General features: G+C 59.3%; 11 protein-coding genes and 1 tRNA gene. 10 read left to right on the forward strand and 2 right to left on the reverse strand.

The genetic code is table 11. The features are described 5' to 3' along the window. The first annotated feature begins 104 nt into the window (after window positions 1-104). Window positions 105-2,723, forward strand: a complete 2,619-nt coding sequence (gene mutS / locus SCM96_07530; protein MDW7760473.1) for a DNA mismatch repair protein MutS — start codon at window positions 105-107, stop codon at window positions 2,721-2,723. 6 nt (window positions 2,724-2,729) lie between these two features. Here the strand turns inward: mutS and SCM96_07535 are convergent, their stop codons facing one another. Beyond that, window positions 2,730-3,068: a hypothetical protein gene (locus tag SCM96_07535; protein MDW7760474.1), complete on the reverse strand. Its 339-nt coding sequence runs from the start codon at window positions 3,066-3,068 to the stop codon at window positions 2,730-2,732. Between the two features lie 153 nt (window positions 3,069-3,221). On the opposite strand from SCM96_07535, the gene clpB reads away from it, so the two are divergent. Continuing rightward, on the forward strand, window positions 3,222-5,849 hold the full coding sequence (clpB, locus tag SCM96_07540; protein ID MDW7760475.1) for an ATP-dependent chaperone ClpB: 2,628 nt from the start codon (window positions 3,222-3,224) through the stop codon (window positions 5,847-5,849). A 2-nt stretch (window positions 5,850-5,851) separates the two neighbouring features. Next, complete coding sequence (locus tag SCM96_07545) at window positions 5,852-7,165, forward strand: outer membrane protein transport protein (GenBank protein MDW7760476.1); 1,314 nt, start codon at window positions 5,852-5,854, stop codon at window positions 7,163-7,165. Between the two features lie 83 nt (window positions 7,166-7,248). Here the strand turns inward: SCM96_07545 and SCM96_07550 are convergent. After that, window positions 7,249-7,321: transfer RNA gene (locus SCM96_07550), tRNA-Phe, on the reverse strand. 151 nt (window positions 7,322-7,472) lie between these two features. Here SCM96_07550 and SCM96_07555 point away from each other — a divergent pair. The 7 genes from SCM96_07555 to priA are packed head-to-tail and all read left to right on the forward strand — an operon-like array spanning window position 7,473 to window position 15,127. Beyond that, entirely contained in the window at window positions 7,473-7,694 is a 222-nt protein-coding gene (locus tag SCM96_07555) for a hypothetical protein (GenBank protein ID MDW7760477.1), read from the forward strand. A 31-nt stretch (window positions 7,695-7,725) separates the two neighbouring features. Beyond that, the gene (locus SCM96_07560; GenBank protein ID MDW7760478.1) at window positions 7,726-9,531 is read left to right on the forward strand and encodes an ABC transporter ATP-binding protein; all 1,806 of its coding nucleotides are present in this window, start codon (window positions 7,726-7,728) and stop codon (window positions 9,529-9,531) included. Then, a complete protein-coding gene (locus tag SCM96_07565; GenBank protein MDW7760479.1) occupies window positions 9,528-10,403 on the forward strand; it encodes a YicC/YloC family endoribonuclease in 876 nt (291 codons plus the stop codon). The genes SCM96_07560 and SCM96_07565 overlap by 4 nt, the downstream gene beginning before the upstream one ends. Window positions 10,404-10,415: 12 nt before the next feature. Then, complete coding sequence (gmk, locus tag SCM96_07570) at window positions 10,416-11,060, forward strand: guanylate kinase (GenBank protein MDW7760480.1); 645 nt, start codon at window positions 10,416-10,418, stop codon at window positions 11,058-11,060. Next, entirely contained in the window at window positions 11,057-12,244 is a 1,188-nt protein-coding gene (coaBC, locus tag SCM96_07575; protein MDW7760481.1) for a bifunctional phosphopantothenoylcysteine decarboxylase/phosphopantothenate--cysteine ligase CoaBC, read from the forward strand. The genes gmk and coaBC overlap by 4 nt, the downstream gene beginning before the upstream one ends. Beyond that, window positions 12,234-12,992 carry a uracil-DNA glycosylase gene (locus tag SCM96_07580; protein ID MDW7760482.1) on the forward strand — a complete coding sequence of 253 codons (759 nt, stop codon included), beginning with the start codon at window positions 12,234-12,236 and terminating at the stop codon, window positions 12,990-12,992. Before coaBC ends, SCM96_07580 begins: the two co-directional genes overlap by 11 nt. Next, window positions 12,989-15,127, forward strand: coding sequence for a primosomal protein N' (priA, locus tag SCM96_07585; protein MDW7760483.1), 2,139 nt, complete (start codon window positions 12,989-12,991; stop codon window positions 15,125-15,127). Before SCM96_07580 ends, priA begins: the two co-directional genes overlap by 4 nt. The last annotated feature ends 19 nt before the right edge of the window (window positions 15,128-15,146 follow it).

Raw genomic sequence — 15,146 nt, forward strand, 5'->3', positions numbered from 1 at the left:
TGATATACAACAGCCGTTCCGGAGGTGTCAAACGATAAAATGTCCGGAGGCGGGCCCTCGCCTTGAAACCGAAGCCTCCTCTGCGATATATTGGGACACCGGCCATGGCCAAAGATCAAGCCCTGACTCCGATGATGGAGCAGTATTTCCGCATCAAGCGGGCCCACGGCGATGCTCTGCTGTTTTTCCGTCTGGGGGATTTCTACGAGATGTTTTACGAGGACGCCCAAACCGCGGCGCCCGTCCTGGATATCGCCCTGACGTCCCGGCAAAAGGTTCCGATGTGCGGGGTTCCGTATCATTCCGCCCAGGGCTATCTCCGCAAACTTCTCCAGCGCGGTTATAAGGTCGCGGTCTGCGAGCAGGTCGAGGATCCCCGATCGGCGAAGGGTGTGGTTCGCCGCGAGGTGGTCAAGGTTTTGACTCCGGGGACCGCCGTCGAGATCGAATCGGAGGAAGATAAAAAAAATATCTACATCGCCTCCGTCGTTGTCGGGGAAGAGTCCTGGGGCATGGCCGCCGTGGACATCTCTTCAGGCCGCCTGGAGGTTTCCGACGGAAGCGCCGCCGAAACCAAAACTCTGGCCGACGGGCTGTTTCGTCTCGAGCCCCGCGAAATCGTCTGTCCCGAGGGCGGGGACACGGCCGTGCGCCGGGCTCTTGTTTTGAGCGGTCTCGATTCCGTATCCGTCAGCCCGATTGAAGAATGGGCCTTCGATCCGGCCGTCGCCGGCCGGCTTCTCCGCGAGCATTTCCAAACGGTGTCTTTGGCGCCTTTCGGCGTCGCCGACCGGCCGCAGGCGCTGTCCGCTGCGGGCGCGCTTCTTCACTATGTCAAAAAAGTGAGAAAAGATTCTGCGGCCCTGATCCGCGAGCTTGTTTTCCACCGTCCGGAAACCCGCCTCGTTCTGGACGCCGTGAGCGTGCGCAACCTGGAACTCGTCCGCAATCTGCGGGACGGCCGGCCCGGGGGATCGCTGTTTCATCTGATCGACGAGACGGTCACGCCGGCCGGAGCGCGGCTTCTCCGATCATGGCTTCTTGAGCCTCTCCGCGATGTCCGGGACATCAACGCCCGATTGGATGCCGTCGGGGAAGCCCTGCGTTTGACCATCGATCGGCAGGAAATCCGCAAGCTTTTAAAGGGCGTTCTCGACATGGAACGTCTGGCGGGAAAAATCTCGCTGGACGTCGCCCATCCCAGGGACTTGGTCGCCCTGAAAAAATCGCTTGTGCCGATGCCCGGTATCCGCCTAAAACTCGAAGCGTTTTCCGCCGGACTTTTTCGGGACATTCTGTCCCGATGGGACGATGCCGGAGATGTGGCCGCTTGCATCGATCAGGCCGTCCTGGATGAGCCGTCCGTTCTCCTCACGGAAGGCGGAATCATCCGCGAAGGGCATCATGCCGAACTCGATGATCTCCGAACGGTCAGCCGGTCCGGGAAGACCTTCATCGCTGAAATGGAAAAACGGGAAAGGGAGAGAACCGGAATTTCGTCTCTCAAAGTCCGATACAACAAGGTCTTCGGTTATTTCATCGAGGTCACCCAGTCCAATCTGCATCTTGTGCCTTCCGACTATGTCCGCCGGCAAACCCTGGTGAACGCCGAACGCTTCCTGACGCCGGAACTGAAATCCTACGAAGACAAGGTTCTCCACGCCGAAGAGCGCATCCGGGAACTCGAGCATCGTCTTTTTCTCGATGTGAGGCGGCGTGTGGCCGGGGAAGTTCCCAGGCTTCAGAGAATCGCCCGTGACTTGGCCGCCCTGGATGTTCTGCAGGCTCTGGCGGAGACGGCGGCCCGCCGCAATTTCAACCGGCCCGAGGTCAACGACGGCGATGCCATCGTCATCGAGGACGGACGGCATCCCGTCATCGAGGCCTTTCAGGAAGAAGCCTTCATTCCCAACGACACCCACCTCAGCACCGCCCAGGAACAGATCCTGATCATCACCGGGCCGAATATGGGGGGAAAATCGACCTATCTGCGGCAGACGGCCCTGATCTGCATCCTGGCCCAAATGGGATCGTTCGTTCCAGCCCGCAAAGCCGAAATCGGATGGGTCGACCGAATTTTCACTCGGATCGGGGCCATGGATTTTCTGAGTTCCGGACAGTCCACGTTCATGGTGGAAATGATCGAAACGGCGGCCATTCTGCGCGGCGCCACGTCGCGAAGCCTGATCCTCCTTGACGAAGTGGGCCGGGGCACAAGCACCTTCGACGGTCTGAGCATCGCCTGGGCCGTGGCCGAATACATTCACGAGAACGAGAACTTAAGGGCCAAAACCCTGTTCGCCACGCATTATCACGAATTGACCGAACTCGCGCTGACTCTGAAAAGAATCCGGAACCGCCATGTTTCCGTTCGGGAATGGAAGGACGAAGTCGTCTTTCTCAGAAAAATCGTTTCGGGGCCGTCCGATCAAAGTTATGGGATCCATGTCGCCCGGCTGGCGGGGATTCCGGTCGAAGTCATCGCCCGGGCCCGGGAAATTCTCTTCAACCTCGAAAAGAAGGAACTGGACGCGGCGGGAAAGCCCCGGATCGCCTATCGGTCCGAGCCGCGGCCGAATCAAAACCAGATGCTGCTGTTTCAGGAAGATCGGGACGCCGCCCGGTTCCGTGAATTGAAACGAAAGCTTCAGGCCTGGGATCTCGAATCCCTGACCCCGATCGAGGCTTTGAACATCCTCAACGATATCAAAAAGAACATTTAGTTCAGGTTAAAAGTCGTCGTCGGTTTCTTCGACGTCAAGGTCCTCTTCGGGTTCCTTGTCATCGTCGTCGAAATCATCCTGGAGATCCGGGTCCTCTTCGTAAGGAGCGTCGCCGACCTCTTCCTTGCGTTCTTCGAGGGCATCGGTGAACTCGTCCCGGTCTTCATAGCGCCGGAGGGTGTTCGCCGTGGAGTCGCTGTAACAGAGTTCGAGAAAATCGTCCTCGATGATGCAGAAAACCGACATCGAATGGCCGCCCTGAAGGTTGCCGACCGTCTCGATGGTTTTCGCGGCTTTCCTGATGGCATCGAGCGTGAGCCAACTGGAAATTTCCATTTCTTCCATTGTGGTCTCCAATGGAGAAAATATCAATTTTTTTCGAATTGTCAAGTGCCAATATCAAATGAATCGACCCGTCACGCCTTGACAGGAACCCTGCGGCCGGATTTAATAAAAAAAGAAGCGACAGGAATAGATTCCGATATCGAGGAGAAGGTCATGATCTGGGATAAACTCACCGTCATGTCTCAGGAAGCCCTGGAAATGGCCCGAAAACGGGCCGAGGAACTCGGCCATCCCGAAGTCCGTCCGGAACACCTGCTCTGGAGTTTTTTGCGGCAGGAAGAGAACATCGTCAAGGCCGTGCTGGCCGGGACCGGCGTCGATCCCGCCCGGATATCGGAACGTCTGGACAAGGCTCTCCTGAACATGCCCAAAGCGGCGGGAGGGGACATCCAGTTTTCGCTTTCCCTGCGACGCGTCCTGGATGCGTCCCGCAAAGAAGCCGATGCGCTCAAGGACGATTACATCTCGACGGAGCACATCTTTCTCGCCCTGCTCAAGGACAAGGGATCCGATGCCGGCCGGTTGCTTCTGGAAAGCGGGGTCTCGGAAGAGGCGTTCATGAAAGCCCTGGCATCGGTTCGGGGCACCCAGCGCGTTTCCGATCCGCAACCCGAGGGCAAATACCAGGTTCTGGAGAAATACGCCCGCGATCTGACCGCCCTGGCCCGGCAGGGCAAACTCGATCCCGTCATCGGTCGGGAGGAGGAAATCCGGAGGGTCATTCAGGTCCTGTCGCGAAGAACGAAAAATAACCCGGTTTTAATCGGCGAGGCCGGGGTGGGCAAGACAGCCATCGTCGAGGGCCTGGCCCAGCGCATCGCCAACGGAGACGTTCCCCACTCGCTCAAGGACAAGAAACTCCTGGCTCTCGACATCGGGTCTCTTGTGGCCGGAACCAAATACCGGGGGGAATTCGAAGACAGGCTGAAGGCCGTTCTCAAGGAGATCCGGGAAGCCGCGGGAGCCGTCGTTCTCTTCATCGACGAGCTCCACACCATCATCGGAGCCGGCGCCGCGGAAGGAGCCGTGGACGCCTCGAACATGCTGAAACCCGCCCTGGCCCGGGGGGAGATCCGGTGTGTCGGCGCCACCACGCTCAACGAATACAAAAAATACATCGAGAAGGATGCGGCTCTGGAGCGCCGATTCCAGCAGGTCTATGTCGGCCAGCCCCAGGTTGAGGAAACGGTCTCCATCCTTCGGGGGCTCAAGGAAAAATATGAGGTCCACCACGGCGTCAAGATCAAGGACTCCGCCCTTGTCGCTGCGGCCGCCCTGTCCGATCGTTATATCACCAGCCGATACCTGCCCGATAAGGCCATCGATTTGGTCGACGAAGCCGCCGCGCGCATCCGCGTCCAGATCGACAGCCTGCCCGAGGAAATCGACGAACTCGAAAGACGGATCATGCAGCTCGAGATCGAAAAACAGGCCCTCAAGAAAGAAAAGGACCGCAGCTCCAGGGACAGGCTGGAAAAGCTGGAAGCCGAATTGGCCGATCTCAAGGAAAAAAGCGGTGCCCTGAAGACAAGATGGAGCCGGGAAAAGGATATCATCGAGGCCATTCAGAAGCTCAAGGAACGGCGCGATGCTCTCAAGATCGAAGAGCAGAACGCCGAAAGGCGCGGGGAGCTTGAAAAGGTGGCGGAAATCCGCTATGGGCGGTTGACCGAAACGGCCCGGGAAATCGAGGCCCGATCCGAAGAGCTCGCGGCTCTTCAGAAAACCGGACAGATGATCAAGGAGGAAGTCGACGAGGAGGACATCGCCCAGGTCGTCTCCAAGTGGACGGGCATTCCGGTGGCCAAAATGCTGGAGGGGGATGTGGAAAGGCTGATCCGAATGGAGGAGGTTCTGTCCCGCCGTGTGATCGGTCAGGACCAGGCTCTTCGGGCGGTTTCCGACACCGTGCGGAGGTCGCGGGCCGGAATCCAGGATGCCTCGCGCCCGACGGGGTCTTTCATCTTTCTCGGGCCGACCGGCGTCGGGAAAACCGAACTGGCCCGGGCCCTGGCCGAATTCCTCTTCAACGATCCCAAAGCCATGGTCCGTCTCGATATGTCGGAATATATGGAGAAGCACACCGTGTCCCGGCTGATCGGCGCGCCCCCGGGATACGTGGGCCACGAGGAAGGCGGTCAGCTGACCGAGGCCGTCAAGCGGCGCCCCTATTCACTTGTTCTTCTCGATGAGATCGAAAAAGCCCATGCCGACGTGTTTAACGTTCTCCTTCAGATTCTGGACGACGGGCGGCTCACGGACGGCAAGGGCCGGACGGTGGATTTCAAGAACACGCTGATCATCATGACTTCGAATCTCGGCAGCCCCGTCATCAAGGAATTGAGCGGCGACTACGAGGCCATGGAAAAAGAGGTCCGGAATATTCTCGAAGAGCATTTCAAGCCCGAATTTCTGAACCGGATCGACGAGGTCATCATCTTTCGGCCGCTCACTCGCGACGTTTTGTTGCAGATCGTCGACCTGCAGCTCGAAGAACTGAGAAAACGACTGGCGGAACGAAAAATCGGGATTTCCGTCAGTGTGGAGGCCGCCGCCCTGATTCTCGAAAAGGGCTACGATCCTGTTTATGGCGCCCGGCCGCTCAAACGGGCGATTCAGCGCGAGATTCAGAATCCCCTGGCCTCGAAGATCCTGGCCGGAGATTATCGGGAAGGGGACACGATCGAAATCGACCGGGATGCGGCCGGCGGTTTTGTGTTTTCCCGCAAAGAAGGGGATAATAAGAAAGTCTCCGGAGAAAGTGATCGGAGAGGAGAATAGTCATGAATCCAATCAAGAAATACTTGCTGGCGGCCTGTCTTTCGGCGGCTCTCTGCCTTCCGGCCGCTGGGAACGGCCTCAATCTCAACAGCCTCGGCTCGCGGGCCCTGACCATGGGCGGAGCCTTTGTCGGGTTGGCCGACGACTTCAGCGCCGTGTTCTGGAATCCCGCCGGCGCCGCGTTCTTTGAATCCCGGGTGTTCGGGTTCTATGGCGTCGATCTTTACCCGAAAGCCACCTATCAGTATGTTTTGCCGACTCTCATTGGAGATGTGACGCTCGTCGATGCCAAGTCCCGCAGCGCCCACTATCTGGGCGGTCTGGCGGCTTATTATCATCCCGTAAGCGACGGTCTTGTCGTCGGTCTTGGAGTCTACACGCCGTCCGGCCTGGGTTCGAAATGGAACGGCGGAGATTTTTCCATCCTGACCCTGGGACGGACCTACGAATGGTCGAGTCAAATCGGAGTCGTCTCGATATCGCCTCTCGTCTCCTACCGGATCAGTGAAAAAATCTCCGTGGGAGCAGCCGTCAACATCAACTCCGGGATCTTCAATGCGGCCATGCACGCCGGTCAGGCGGAGATCCCCGTGCCCCCCTATCTTTTCGACCTCGGGCAGTACGATGAAAGCATGAGCGGCTGGGGGTACGGCGCGACGCTGGGTTTTTTGTTCAAGCCGGCCGAAACACTGAGCTTCGGTCTGACCCTGCGGACGGCCTCGAAGGTGAGATTCACCGGAGAAGCCATGATCTCCCACCTGGGACTGCTCGGTTTTTCTACAACATCGGAGGCCGAACGGGATATTACCTTTCCTCTGTGGATTGCGGCCGGAGCCGCCTTTCGTCCTGTTCCAAAACTGCTGTTGACCGGAGATGTCCAGTTTTCAAAGTGGTCGGTGATCGATGAGATCGCCACGACATACAAGGATCCCTTATGGGCGTCCCTGCTGGCCGCCGGCGGAAAGGATGTCATGAAGATGGCCTGGCAGAATACCACCCAGTATCGTTTCGGCCTGGAGTATCAATGGAGTCCGGACTTTGCCGTTCGCGGAGGATATTATTTCGACCCGACGCCGACGCCGGATACGACCATGAACTTCCTGATTCCGGGCTATGATTTCAACGTGATCACCCTGGGTTTCGGCTACCGGCTCGGTGAGATTCAATTGGATTTCGGCCTCGAATATTTAAAGGGCAAGGACCGCAAGATTGATGTCTTGAAATGGCTCCTGGACCCCGAATATGCATCGGCCACGCCCGGCGAGTACACCATGAGGATCTGGGTGCCGAACGTCTCTATCGGATACCGGTTCTGAACACACGGATTTTTCCGCCGGGCTTTGAGTTGACGGCGCGGAACCGAAAGATGTGAGTTTCGGCTTTGGGGGGAGTTCGGAAATGGCGAGGGACGGAATCGAACCGCCGACGCAGAGATTTTCAGTCTCTCGCTCTACCGACTGAGCTACCTCGCCATCGTTCGAGCGGGAATTATAGTCATTTTCCCTTTATCAAGTCAACCTCAGCTCCGGGATTTTGGGGACGCACAGCCTCGGCTCCGGGGCTGTGCGCGGGCTGTTCATTGATCGGCGGATGTGCTATCCTTTCCCGGGAGGTTCTTATCGAATGGAAGAACATGACATCAAGGAGCTCCTTCTGAATGAGAGCGATGCTTTCCGGAAGGCTTTTGAAGACCATCAGGCATGCGAGAAGGAGCTGGAGCAGTTCAAGGCGAAAGGCTTCCTGACCGAAACGGAGAGGCTTGCGGAGAAGGAGATCAAGAAAACCAAACTGGCCCTCAAGGACCGGATGTATGTCATGATCGCCGAGCGCCGCAAATCGCTCTGACGGCGAAGAACGGCATATCCCGAGTCGGCCCATGCGCGATCTCTTCCGGCTTCTGAAGCTGGCTTTCCAGCAGAAGAAGTTTCTCTTTTTATCCTTCGGTTCCTCGATCTTCGTTGCCCTGTTCACCTATCTTTTCGTCGATCTCGTCCAGCCGGTCCTGGATCGGATGTTCCTGCGCACGCCGGCTTCCGCCGTGCCCGAGAAACCGCGGCTGATCGATTCGGTTTTCGCGTTGCTCCGGGTGACGGAGGACGATTTGATCCGGGTTCTCCCGCTTCTCGTTCTCGTGGTGATCTTCGGCAAGGGATTGTTCACGTTTCTGTCGGCGTATTTCATGAAAAACGTCGGCCTTCGCGTCGTTCAAACCATGAGGAACGACGCCTATACCTCACTAATCCACCAGTCGGCAGGCTACTTCGACAGCCGATCGACCGGCGACATGATGTCACGGATGACCGACGATGTCGAAAAAGTCCGGGAAGCCCTGTCCGGAGCCGTCGGGGATCTCATGGAGGAAGCGTTCATCCTGACCGCCCTTCTCGTCGGCATTTTCATCCGGGACTTTCGCCTGGCCCTGGTGTCTCTGGTCGTTGCACCGCTGGCGGCCGTTCCGCTGGCCGTCTTCAGCCGGCAGCTCAAGAAAAAAGGTCTGGCCACCCAGATCCGCATGTCCGCCATTTACAGTCAACTCCATGAGACCCTCACCGGACACCGCGTAGTCAAAGCCTTTTCCACGGAGGGCTTTGAAATCAAACGCTTCATCCGGGCGACGGCCGATCATTTCCGGATGAGCGTCCGGATGGCTTTCGTCGGGAGTTTGTCTTCGCCGTTTATGGAATTCATCGGCGGCGCCGTCGGCGCCTTCATTCTTTATGTCGGATCGCGCCGGGTGGCCGAAGGACACATCAGCCCCGGGGATTTCGGTGCGTTCGTCATGGCCGTGTTCATGATGTACATGCCGATCAAACGGTTGAGCAAGGCCAACAATATCATCCAGCAGGCCGTGGCTTCCCACGGCCGCATCCGCGAGGTTTTGGAGGCCGTTCCGGAGATCGGCGATCGTCCGGGTGCGGTTCCGCTGACCTGCATTCAGGGGCATGTCCGGTTCGAAAACGTGTCTTTCGCTTATCAAACCGGACACCCCGTGCTGACCGACCTCAATTTTGAGATCAAACCGGCCGAGACCGTGGCTCTCGTCGGGCTGAGCGGAGCGGGAAAAACGACGATCATCAGTCTTCTCTCCCGGCTTTACGATCCCACGCAGGGAAGAATTCTCGTGGACGGCATGGATATCCGGAATGTGACCCTGTTTTCTCTCCGCCTCAGGATCGGTCTGGTCGGCCAGGATGTCATTCTGTTCAACGACACCGTCAAAAACAATATCGCCTACGGCCTGGACGGCATTCCCGAAGACCGCATCCTGGCCGCGGCCCACGCCGCCCGGGCGCATGAGTTCATCATCGAGCTGCCACGGCAGTACGACACGGTTGTCGGTGAAAAGGGCGGACTTCTCTCGGCCGGACAGCGCCAGCGATTGTCCATCGCCCGGGCCCTTCTCAAGGATCCCCCCATCCTTCTTCTTGACGAAGCGACGTCGTCACTGGACGCCCAGTCCGAACATCTCATCCAGGAGGCGCTTGCCCACTTGAGACAAGGCCGCACCACCTTGATCATCGCTCATCGGCTGTCCACCGTCCGCAGTGCCGACCGCATCCTGGTCATCGAAAGCGGACGAATCGTCGAAACCGGATCTCATGAGGAACTCAGTTCCCAAGACGGCCTTTATCGAAAACTCTATGAACTTCAATTGCTGAGAGACGTGGAGGATCATTCGTGATCCGAAGCATGACGGGTTTTGCGGAAAAGAAATTCACGCGGGGACCCTTGAGCCTGAAAATTGTGATCAAAACCCTGAATCACAGATTTTTCGACTGGCAATACAAAGGCGCCCCGCTGGGAGAATTGGAAAATCGTCTGCGGGAGGTCGCCCAGGCGGTCCTGCACCGCGGCCGGATGGACGTCGCCGTCGACATCGACTCCCGGGATCCTCAGGCCTGGGAATTCCGGATTCACGAAGCGCTTCTGGCCCGAATCCTGTCGTCCTTTGAGCGTGCCTCGAGAAAGATCGGAGTCCCCCTCTCATTGTCTTTGGATCAGGTTCTGCGGATTCCCCAACTCTTCGAATTGACACGCAAGGACCTGGATACCCGGGAGAAATCATTCATTGAGGGGGCATTCAGAAAAACCCTGGATGACGTCGTCCGGGGCCGGACCCGGGAAGGACGGGCCTTGGCTGCCGATATCCGGGGTCATGTCCTCGTCCTTGAGCGTTTGGTCCGCCGTATCGAAATCCGGGTGCGGAAACAGCCGGTGGTTTTGCAGAGAAAGATCCGGCTGAAACTCCAGGAACTCAATCATTCCGCCCCGACGCCGGAACGTCTGGCCGAAGAAACCGCGTTTCTCGTCCAACGCGCGGATTCATCCGAAGAGCTGGCCCGCCTGAAGAGCCATCTCTGCGAGATCCGCACGATTCTCGGGGATCGAAATTCCGAACCGGCCGGAAAAAAACTCGATTTCCTGACCCAGGAATTATCCCGGGAGGCCAACACCTTGAACGCCAAAGCCCAGGATATCGACGTCATCAAGGACAGCCTCGATATGAAGGCCCGGATCGAAGGCATCCGCCAGCAAATCCAAAACCTTGTTTAGGAGGGGAGAGCCATGGTTTTTGTCGTGACCGGACCGTCGGGCGCCGGCAAGACAACCCTGATCAGCCGGGCTCTCGGGGGTGTCCCGGGCCTCCGCTTCTCCGTTTCCCATACAACCCGGTCTCCGCGTCCGTCGGAAATCGACGGGCGCGATTATCACTTCATCGCGCCGAAACGGTTCGAGCGGATGCGTCGGGACGGCCGGTTTGCGGAGTGGGCCGAAGTACACGGCCATTTCTACGGCACGTCCCTAAAAGAGCTGGCCGCCGGATCGGGAAAGAGCGATGTTCTTCTCGATATCGATGTTCAGGGCGCCCGCCAAATCCGTCAAGCCGTGCCCGAAGCCGTTCTGGTTTTTATTCTCCCCCCCTCGCGCGCCGAACTGGCCCGCAGGCTGCGACAGAGAGGGCAAGACGACGAGGCCGCCGTGGTCCGGCGTCTCCGGAAAGCGGGCGAGGAAATCGCGGCTTTCGCCGAGTTCGATTATCTGATCGTCAACGACGAGATCGAAAGGGCGGCCCGTGAACTCGAATCCGTCGTCCTTGCGGCGCGCTGCCGTCTCGCCGTCCGGGAAGATGCGGCCCGCCGCATCCTTCGCGGGTTTTCCGCGAAAACGGGCGGATCCCGGACCGCATCGCCCCGCGGGAGGAAATCATGAAAACGGTCGCCTTGGGCGTGTCATCCTCGATCGGCATCTACAAGGCCTGCGAAGTCCTGAGGGGTTTGCAAAAGGAAGGCTGCGCCGTGCGCGTGGTCATGACGCCGAACGCAACCCGCCTCGTCTCGCCTCTTCTTTTCAGCGCCCTCAGCGGTCAGGATGCCGTGGTGGAGACGTTTGATCCCGGCGTGACCCGTTCGATCGGACATATTTCCCTGGCTCGCGAAATCTCCCTCCTCGTCGTCGCGCCGGCGACGGCCAATGTGATCGCCAAATTCGCCTCCGGACTGGCCGACGATTTCCTGTCGACCTTTTTCCTGGCCGTCCGCTGTCCCGTCCTGGTGGCCCCGGCCATGAACGAGGCCATGTATCTCCATCCGGCGACCCAAGCCAACCTCAAAACCCTGGCCGCCCGCGGCGTGGCTTTCATCGAGCCGGAGAAGGGGAGTTTGGCCTGCGGGACCGAGGGTTGGGGCCGGCTGGCCGAACCGGATAAAATCGTCCGCGAAGGGTTGCGTCTCATGGGCCGTACGGAAAGCTTGAGGGGAAAAACCGTTCTGATCACGGCCGGACCGACGCGGGAATTTCTGGATCCCGTGCGCTTCGTCTCCAATCCCTCGACCGGAAAAATGGGCTATGCCCTGGCCGAAGAAGCGTTAGACCGGGGTGCCTGCGTTATTCTTGTTTCGGGGCCGACGCATCTTGTTCCCCCCGCCGGCGCCGAGGTCCTGAGGGTCGAAAACACGGAAGACATGAAAAACGCCGTCGACGAAGCCTTTCCCCGGACGGATGTCGTGATCATGGCGGCCGCTCCGGCCGATTTCGCTTTCGAGGAGATTCGGTCTCAGAAGGCGGGCAAGAAATCGCTTTCGTCCAGCCTGGCCGTTCGACCGACCCCGGATATCCTTCAGGAATTGGGCCGACGGAAAGGCCGAGCCGTTCTGGTTGGATTTGCGGCCGAGACGGATGATATCGAGGCCCGAGCGGTCCGCAAGATGAAAGTCAAGGCCCTCGATCTCATTGTCGCCAATGATGTCGGCGCCGAGGGAATCGGTTTCGGAGCGGACGAAAACTCCGTCCGGATGATGTGGCCTTCGGGAGAAATCCGGGAAACCGGACGCATGAGCAAACGCGATATCAGCCGTGTCATTCTCGATGCCGTCGAGGACATCCTTGAAAAATAAAATGGATCGCCTGGCCGAGGCCCTCAAGGAAAGGGCCCGGTTTTTTGATGACATCGGAGCCCAGTTCATGATCGACCCCGGCCGAAAAAAGACGATGCGGTCCGCCACCCGCCGGGCGGTCCAAGCGCCCGAACCGTCATCGGTTGGGAATACGGCTTCTCAACCCGAGCCGCGCCGGCCGCCTTCCCCGGAGGATATCAAGGCCCTCGAACAGGCTGTTCTCGGCTGCGGTCTCTGTCCGCTTTCCCGGCTGAGAACGAACGCCGTTCCGGGAGAGGGCAACTGGTCGGCCGAACTCATGTTCATCGGTGAGGGGCCGGGACGAGACGAAGACCTTCAGGGACGTCCGTTCGTCGGCCGGGCCGGACAGTTGCTGACGAAGATCATCGTGGCCATGAGCTTCCGGCGCGAAGACGTCTATATCGCGAACGTGGTCAAATGCCGGCCGCCTGAAAACCGTGTTCCGCACAGGGAGGAAATCGAAGCCTGCTCGCCTTATCTCCTCCGCCAGATCGACGTGATCCGCCCCCGGGTCATCGTCACGCTCGGAAAAACACCGACCGATTTTTTCATTCCCAGCCGCCTGGGCATGACGGCCCTCCGGGGGCGGTTCGGCGAATACCGCGGCATTCCCGTCATGCCGACCTTCCATCCCGCCTACCTTGTTCGCAATGAGAGGAACCGGGAACTCAAGCGCATGGTCTGGGAGGATATGCAAAAGGTGATGGCTCTTCTGGGGAAAAAATGAAACCGGCGGCGGAGGTCGTGTTTCCCCTGCCGCTGCGCCGTTCGTTCCTGTACCGGATTCCGGAGCACCTGGAAACTCAGGCCGGGGCCGGAAAACGGGTTCGGGCGCCTTTCGGCCGTCGAATTCTGACGGGGTGTCTGGTCGGGTTGACGACGGACATCCCCGCGGGAATTCCCGAACTCAAGGACATCCTGGAAATCCGGGACGATGATCCGCCTCTGTCCCGGGAGTTCCTGGAGTTCACGCGCCTGCTGAGCCGGCATTTTCATTCGCCCCGTGGCGAGCTGGTTTTTGCCGCCTTGCCGGACCGGCCCCACCGCCGTGTCGTTCTGACGCCGGAAGGCCTCAGGCTTCTTGAAGATGGAAAACTCCGGGGCCGTCCTTACCAAGCCGCCGTTCTTCTGGCCTCCGGTTCTCATGCGCCGGCACACCTGGGCCGGAAACTCGAATTCCGAAACATCGCCGACCTTCTGTCGCGAATGGAGAAACGGGGCCTTGTCGCCTTTGAGGTCGACCGGCCCCGGCCCGTGCGCCGGCGGCGGCCGGCCGTCGAAAGCTCCTCTCTTCAGATGGAACTCGGCTTTTCCGAGGTTCGCACGGACCATCCTGCATCTTCCGTCATCCGTGCGGTGGGACGGCGGGCCTTTGCCTCCTTCTGTCTCTTTGGAAGCCGGGAGTCCAGGGAATCGGTCTATCGGGATCTGGCCGGCGCGGCTTTGAGAAGCGGCGGAACGCTGCTTGTCCTCGTTCCGGAAGTCGCCCGGATCGAGAGAATGGCGGAGAGTCTCGAACCCGTCCTTCCGGCCGGCCGGACAGCCGTGTTCCACGGCCGTCTGACCGAAAGACAGCGCGAAGATCATTGGAAGAGAATCCGGTCGGGTACTGCATCGGCCGTCATCGGGGCCCGCTCCGCACTTTTCGCGCCGCTTGAAAACCTGCGCCTGGCCGTTATGGACGACGAGGAGGATGAGGCCTATGTCCAGGCGGAAAGCCCGGCTTATGAGGCCCGTGCCGGGGTCCGGATTCGTTGCCGGACGGCCGGCGCCGTTGCGGTTTACGGCTCGTCGACGCCGTCGGTGGAAACCTATCACAGTGCCCGGGAAGAGGGGACTCTGATTGCCCTCAAAGAAGATTCGAAACCGTTTCGTGCTTCGCTCATCGAAACCCGTCCCCGCGGACGTCTTCTGGATTCCCGCCTTGTCGAAAAAATTTCCGAACGACTGAAGCGATCGGAGCGCATCGTCGTCTGTGCCACCCAGAGGGGATACGCCTCCTTTCTGGTCTGTGCGTCCTGCGGAAAACGTCCGCTTTGCAGCCGGTGCGACATTCCGCTGTTTTATTCGAAAAAGGACGGCCGCCTCATCTGCCGGACCTGCCGCCGGGATTATCCCTTCGATGGAACCTGTTCGGTTTGCGGAGGCAAACTCATCCAGGGCAAGGCGGCTGGACTCCAGGCCGTCGTCGAGGAACTGGAAAGGACTTTTCCAGGTGCGGGAACTGCCGCGTTCGATGCCGAGACCGTGCGCGGCCGGGCCGCCGCCGGACGGATTCTCGAAGCCTTCGCCTCGGAAAAAAAACCCATCCTGGTTGGAACCGCCCTCCTGACCCGAAATGAGCCTCTTCCCCGGGCCTCCCTCGTCGCCGTTCTACATCCCGAGTCTCTTCTCTATGCTCCCGATTTCAGGGCCTCATGGAAGGCCTATCGGTTTATCCGGAAGGCCGCGGGATTCGTTCTTGACGGGAAGGGGGCCGAGTTCGTTGTCCAGACATCCCTTCCCGGGCATCCGGCGGTTCGGGAAGCGGTCGAAGGAACCTATGAAAGCTTTTTTGAAACGGAGATTGCGATCCGGCGGAGACTCGGCGATCCGCCGTTTTCACGCCTGATGGAAATCACTCTTCAGGCCGAAAACCTGAGGACTCTGGCCGGGCAATCCCGGACCGCCGCGGCTCGCCTTCAGGGGCGATGTGACACCATGGAAATCTACGGCCCCGCCATGGCCGCCGCGGCCAAGGTCCGGGGCATGCACCGCGTCCAGATCGTGCTGAAGGCTCCCACCGAGACGCCTCTCCATGAAGCCGCCGAGGACATTCTAGCCTCTCTCCGCGGAGTCAAGATCCACATTGCGATGACATAAAAAAAAGCCCCCGGCCGAA

The organism is Acidobacteriota bacterium (assembly GCA_033549365.1).
In the GTDB taxonomy this organism is placed as follows: Bacteria; Acidobacteriota; Aminicenantia; order Aminicenantales; family Saccharicenantaceae; genus JAWSUF01.

What these genes read in the sequence shown, in the direction of transcription:
- SCM96_07560 (MDW7760478.1), top strand. Translation starts at nt 7,726, where the DNA reads ATGCGCGATCTCTTCCGGCTTCTGAAGCTGGCTTTCCAGCAGAAGAAG.
- priA (MDW7760483.1), top strand. Translation starts at nt 12,989, where the DNA reads ATGAAACCGGCGGCGGAGGTCGTGTTTCCCCTGCCGCTGCGCCGTTCG.
- mutS (MDW7760473.1), top strand. Translation starts at nt 105, where the DNA reads ATGGCCAAAGATCAAGCCCTGACTCCGATGATGGAGCAGTATTTCCGC.
- clpB (MDW7760475.1), top strand. Translation starts at nt 3,222, where the DNA reads ATGATCTGGGATAAACTCACCGTCATGTCTCAGGAAGCCCTGGAAATG.
- SCM96_07545 (MDW7760476.1), top strand. Translation starts at nt 5,852, where the DNA reads ATGAATCCAATCAAGAAATACTTGCTGGCGGCCTGTCTTTCGGCGGCT.
- coaBC (MDW7760481.1), top strand. Translation starts at nt 11,057, where the DNA reads ATGAAAACGGTCGCCTTGGGCGTGTCATCCTCGATCGGCATCTACAAG.
- SCM96_07535 (MDW7760474.1), bottom strand. Translation starts at nt 3,068, where the DNA reads ATGGAAGAAATGGAAATTTCCAGTTGGCTCACGCTCGATGCCATCAGG.
- gmk (MDW7760480.1), top strand. Translation starts at nt 10,416, where the DNA reads ATGGTTTTTGTCGTGACCGGACCGTCGGGCGCCGGCAAGACAACCCTG.
- SCM96_07555 (MDW7760477.1), top strand. Translation starts at nt 7,473, where the DNA reads ATGGAAGAACATGACATCAAGGAGCTCCTTCTGAATGAGAGCGATGCT.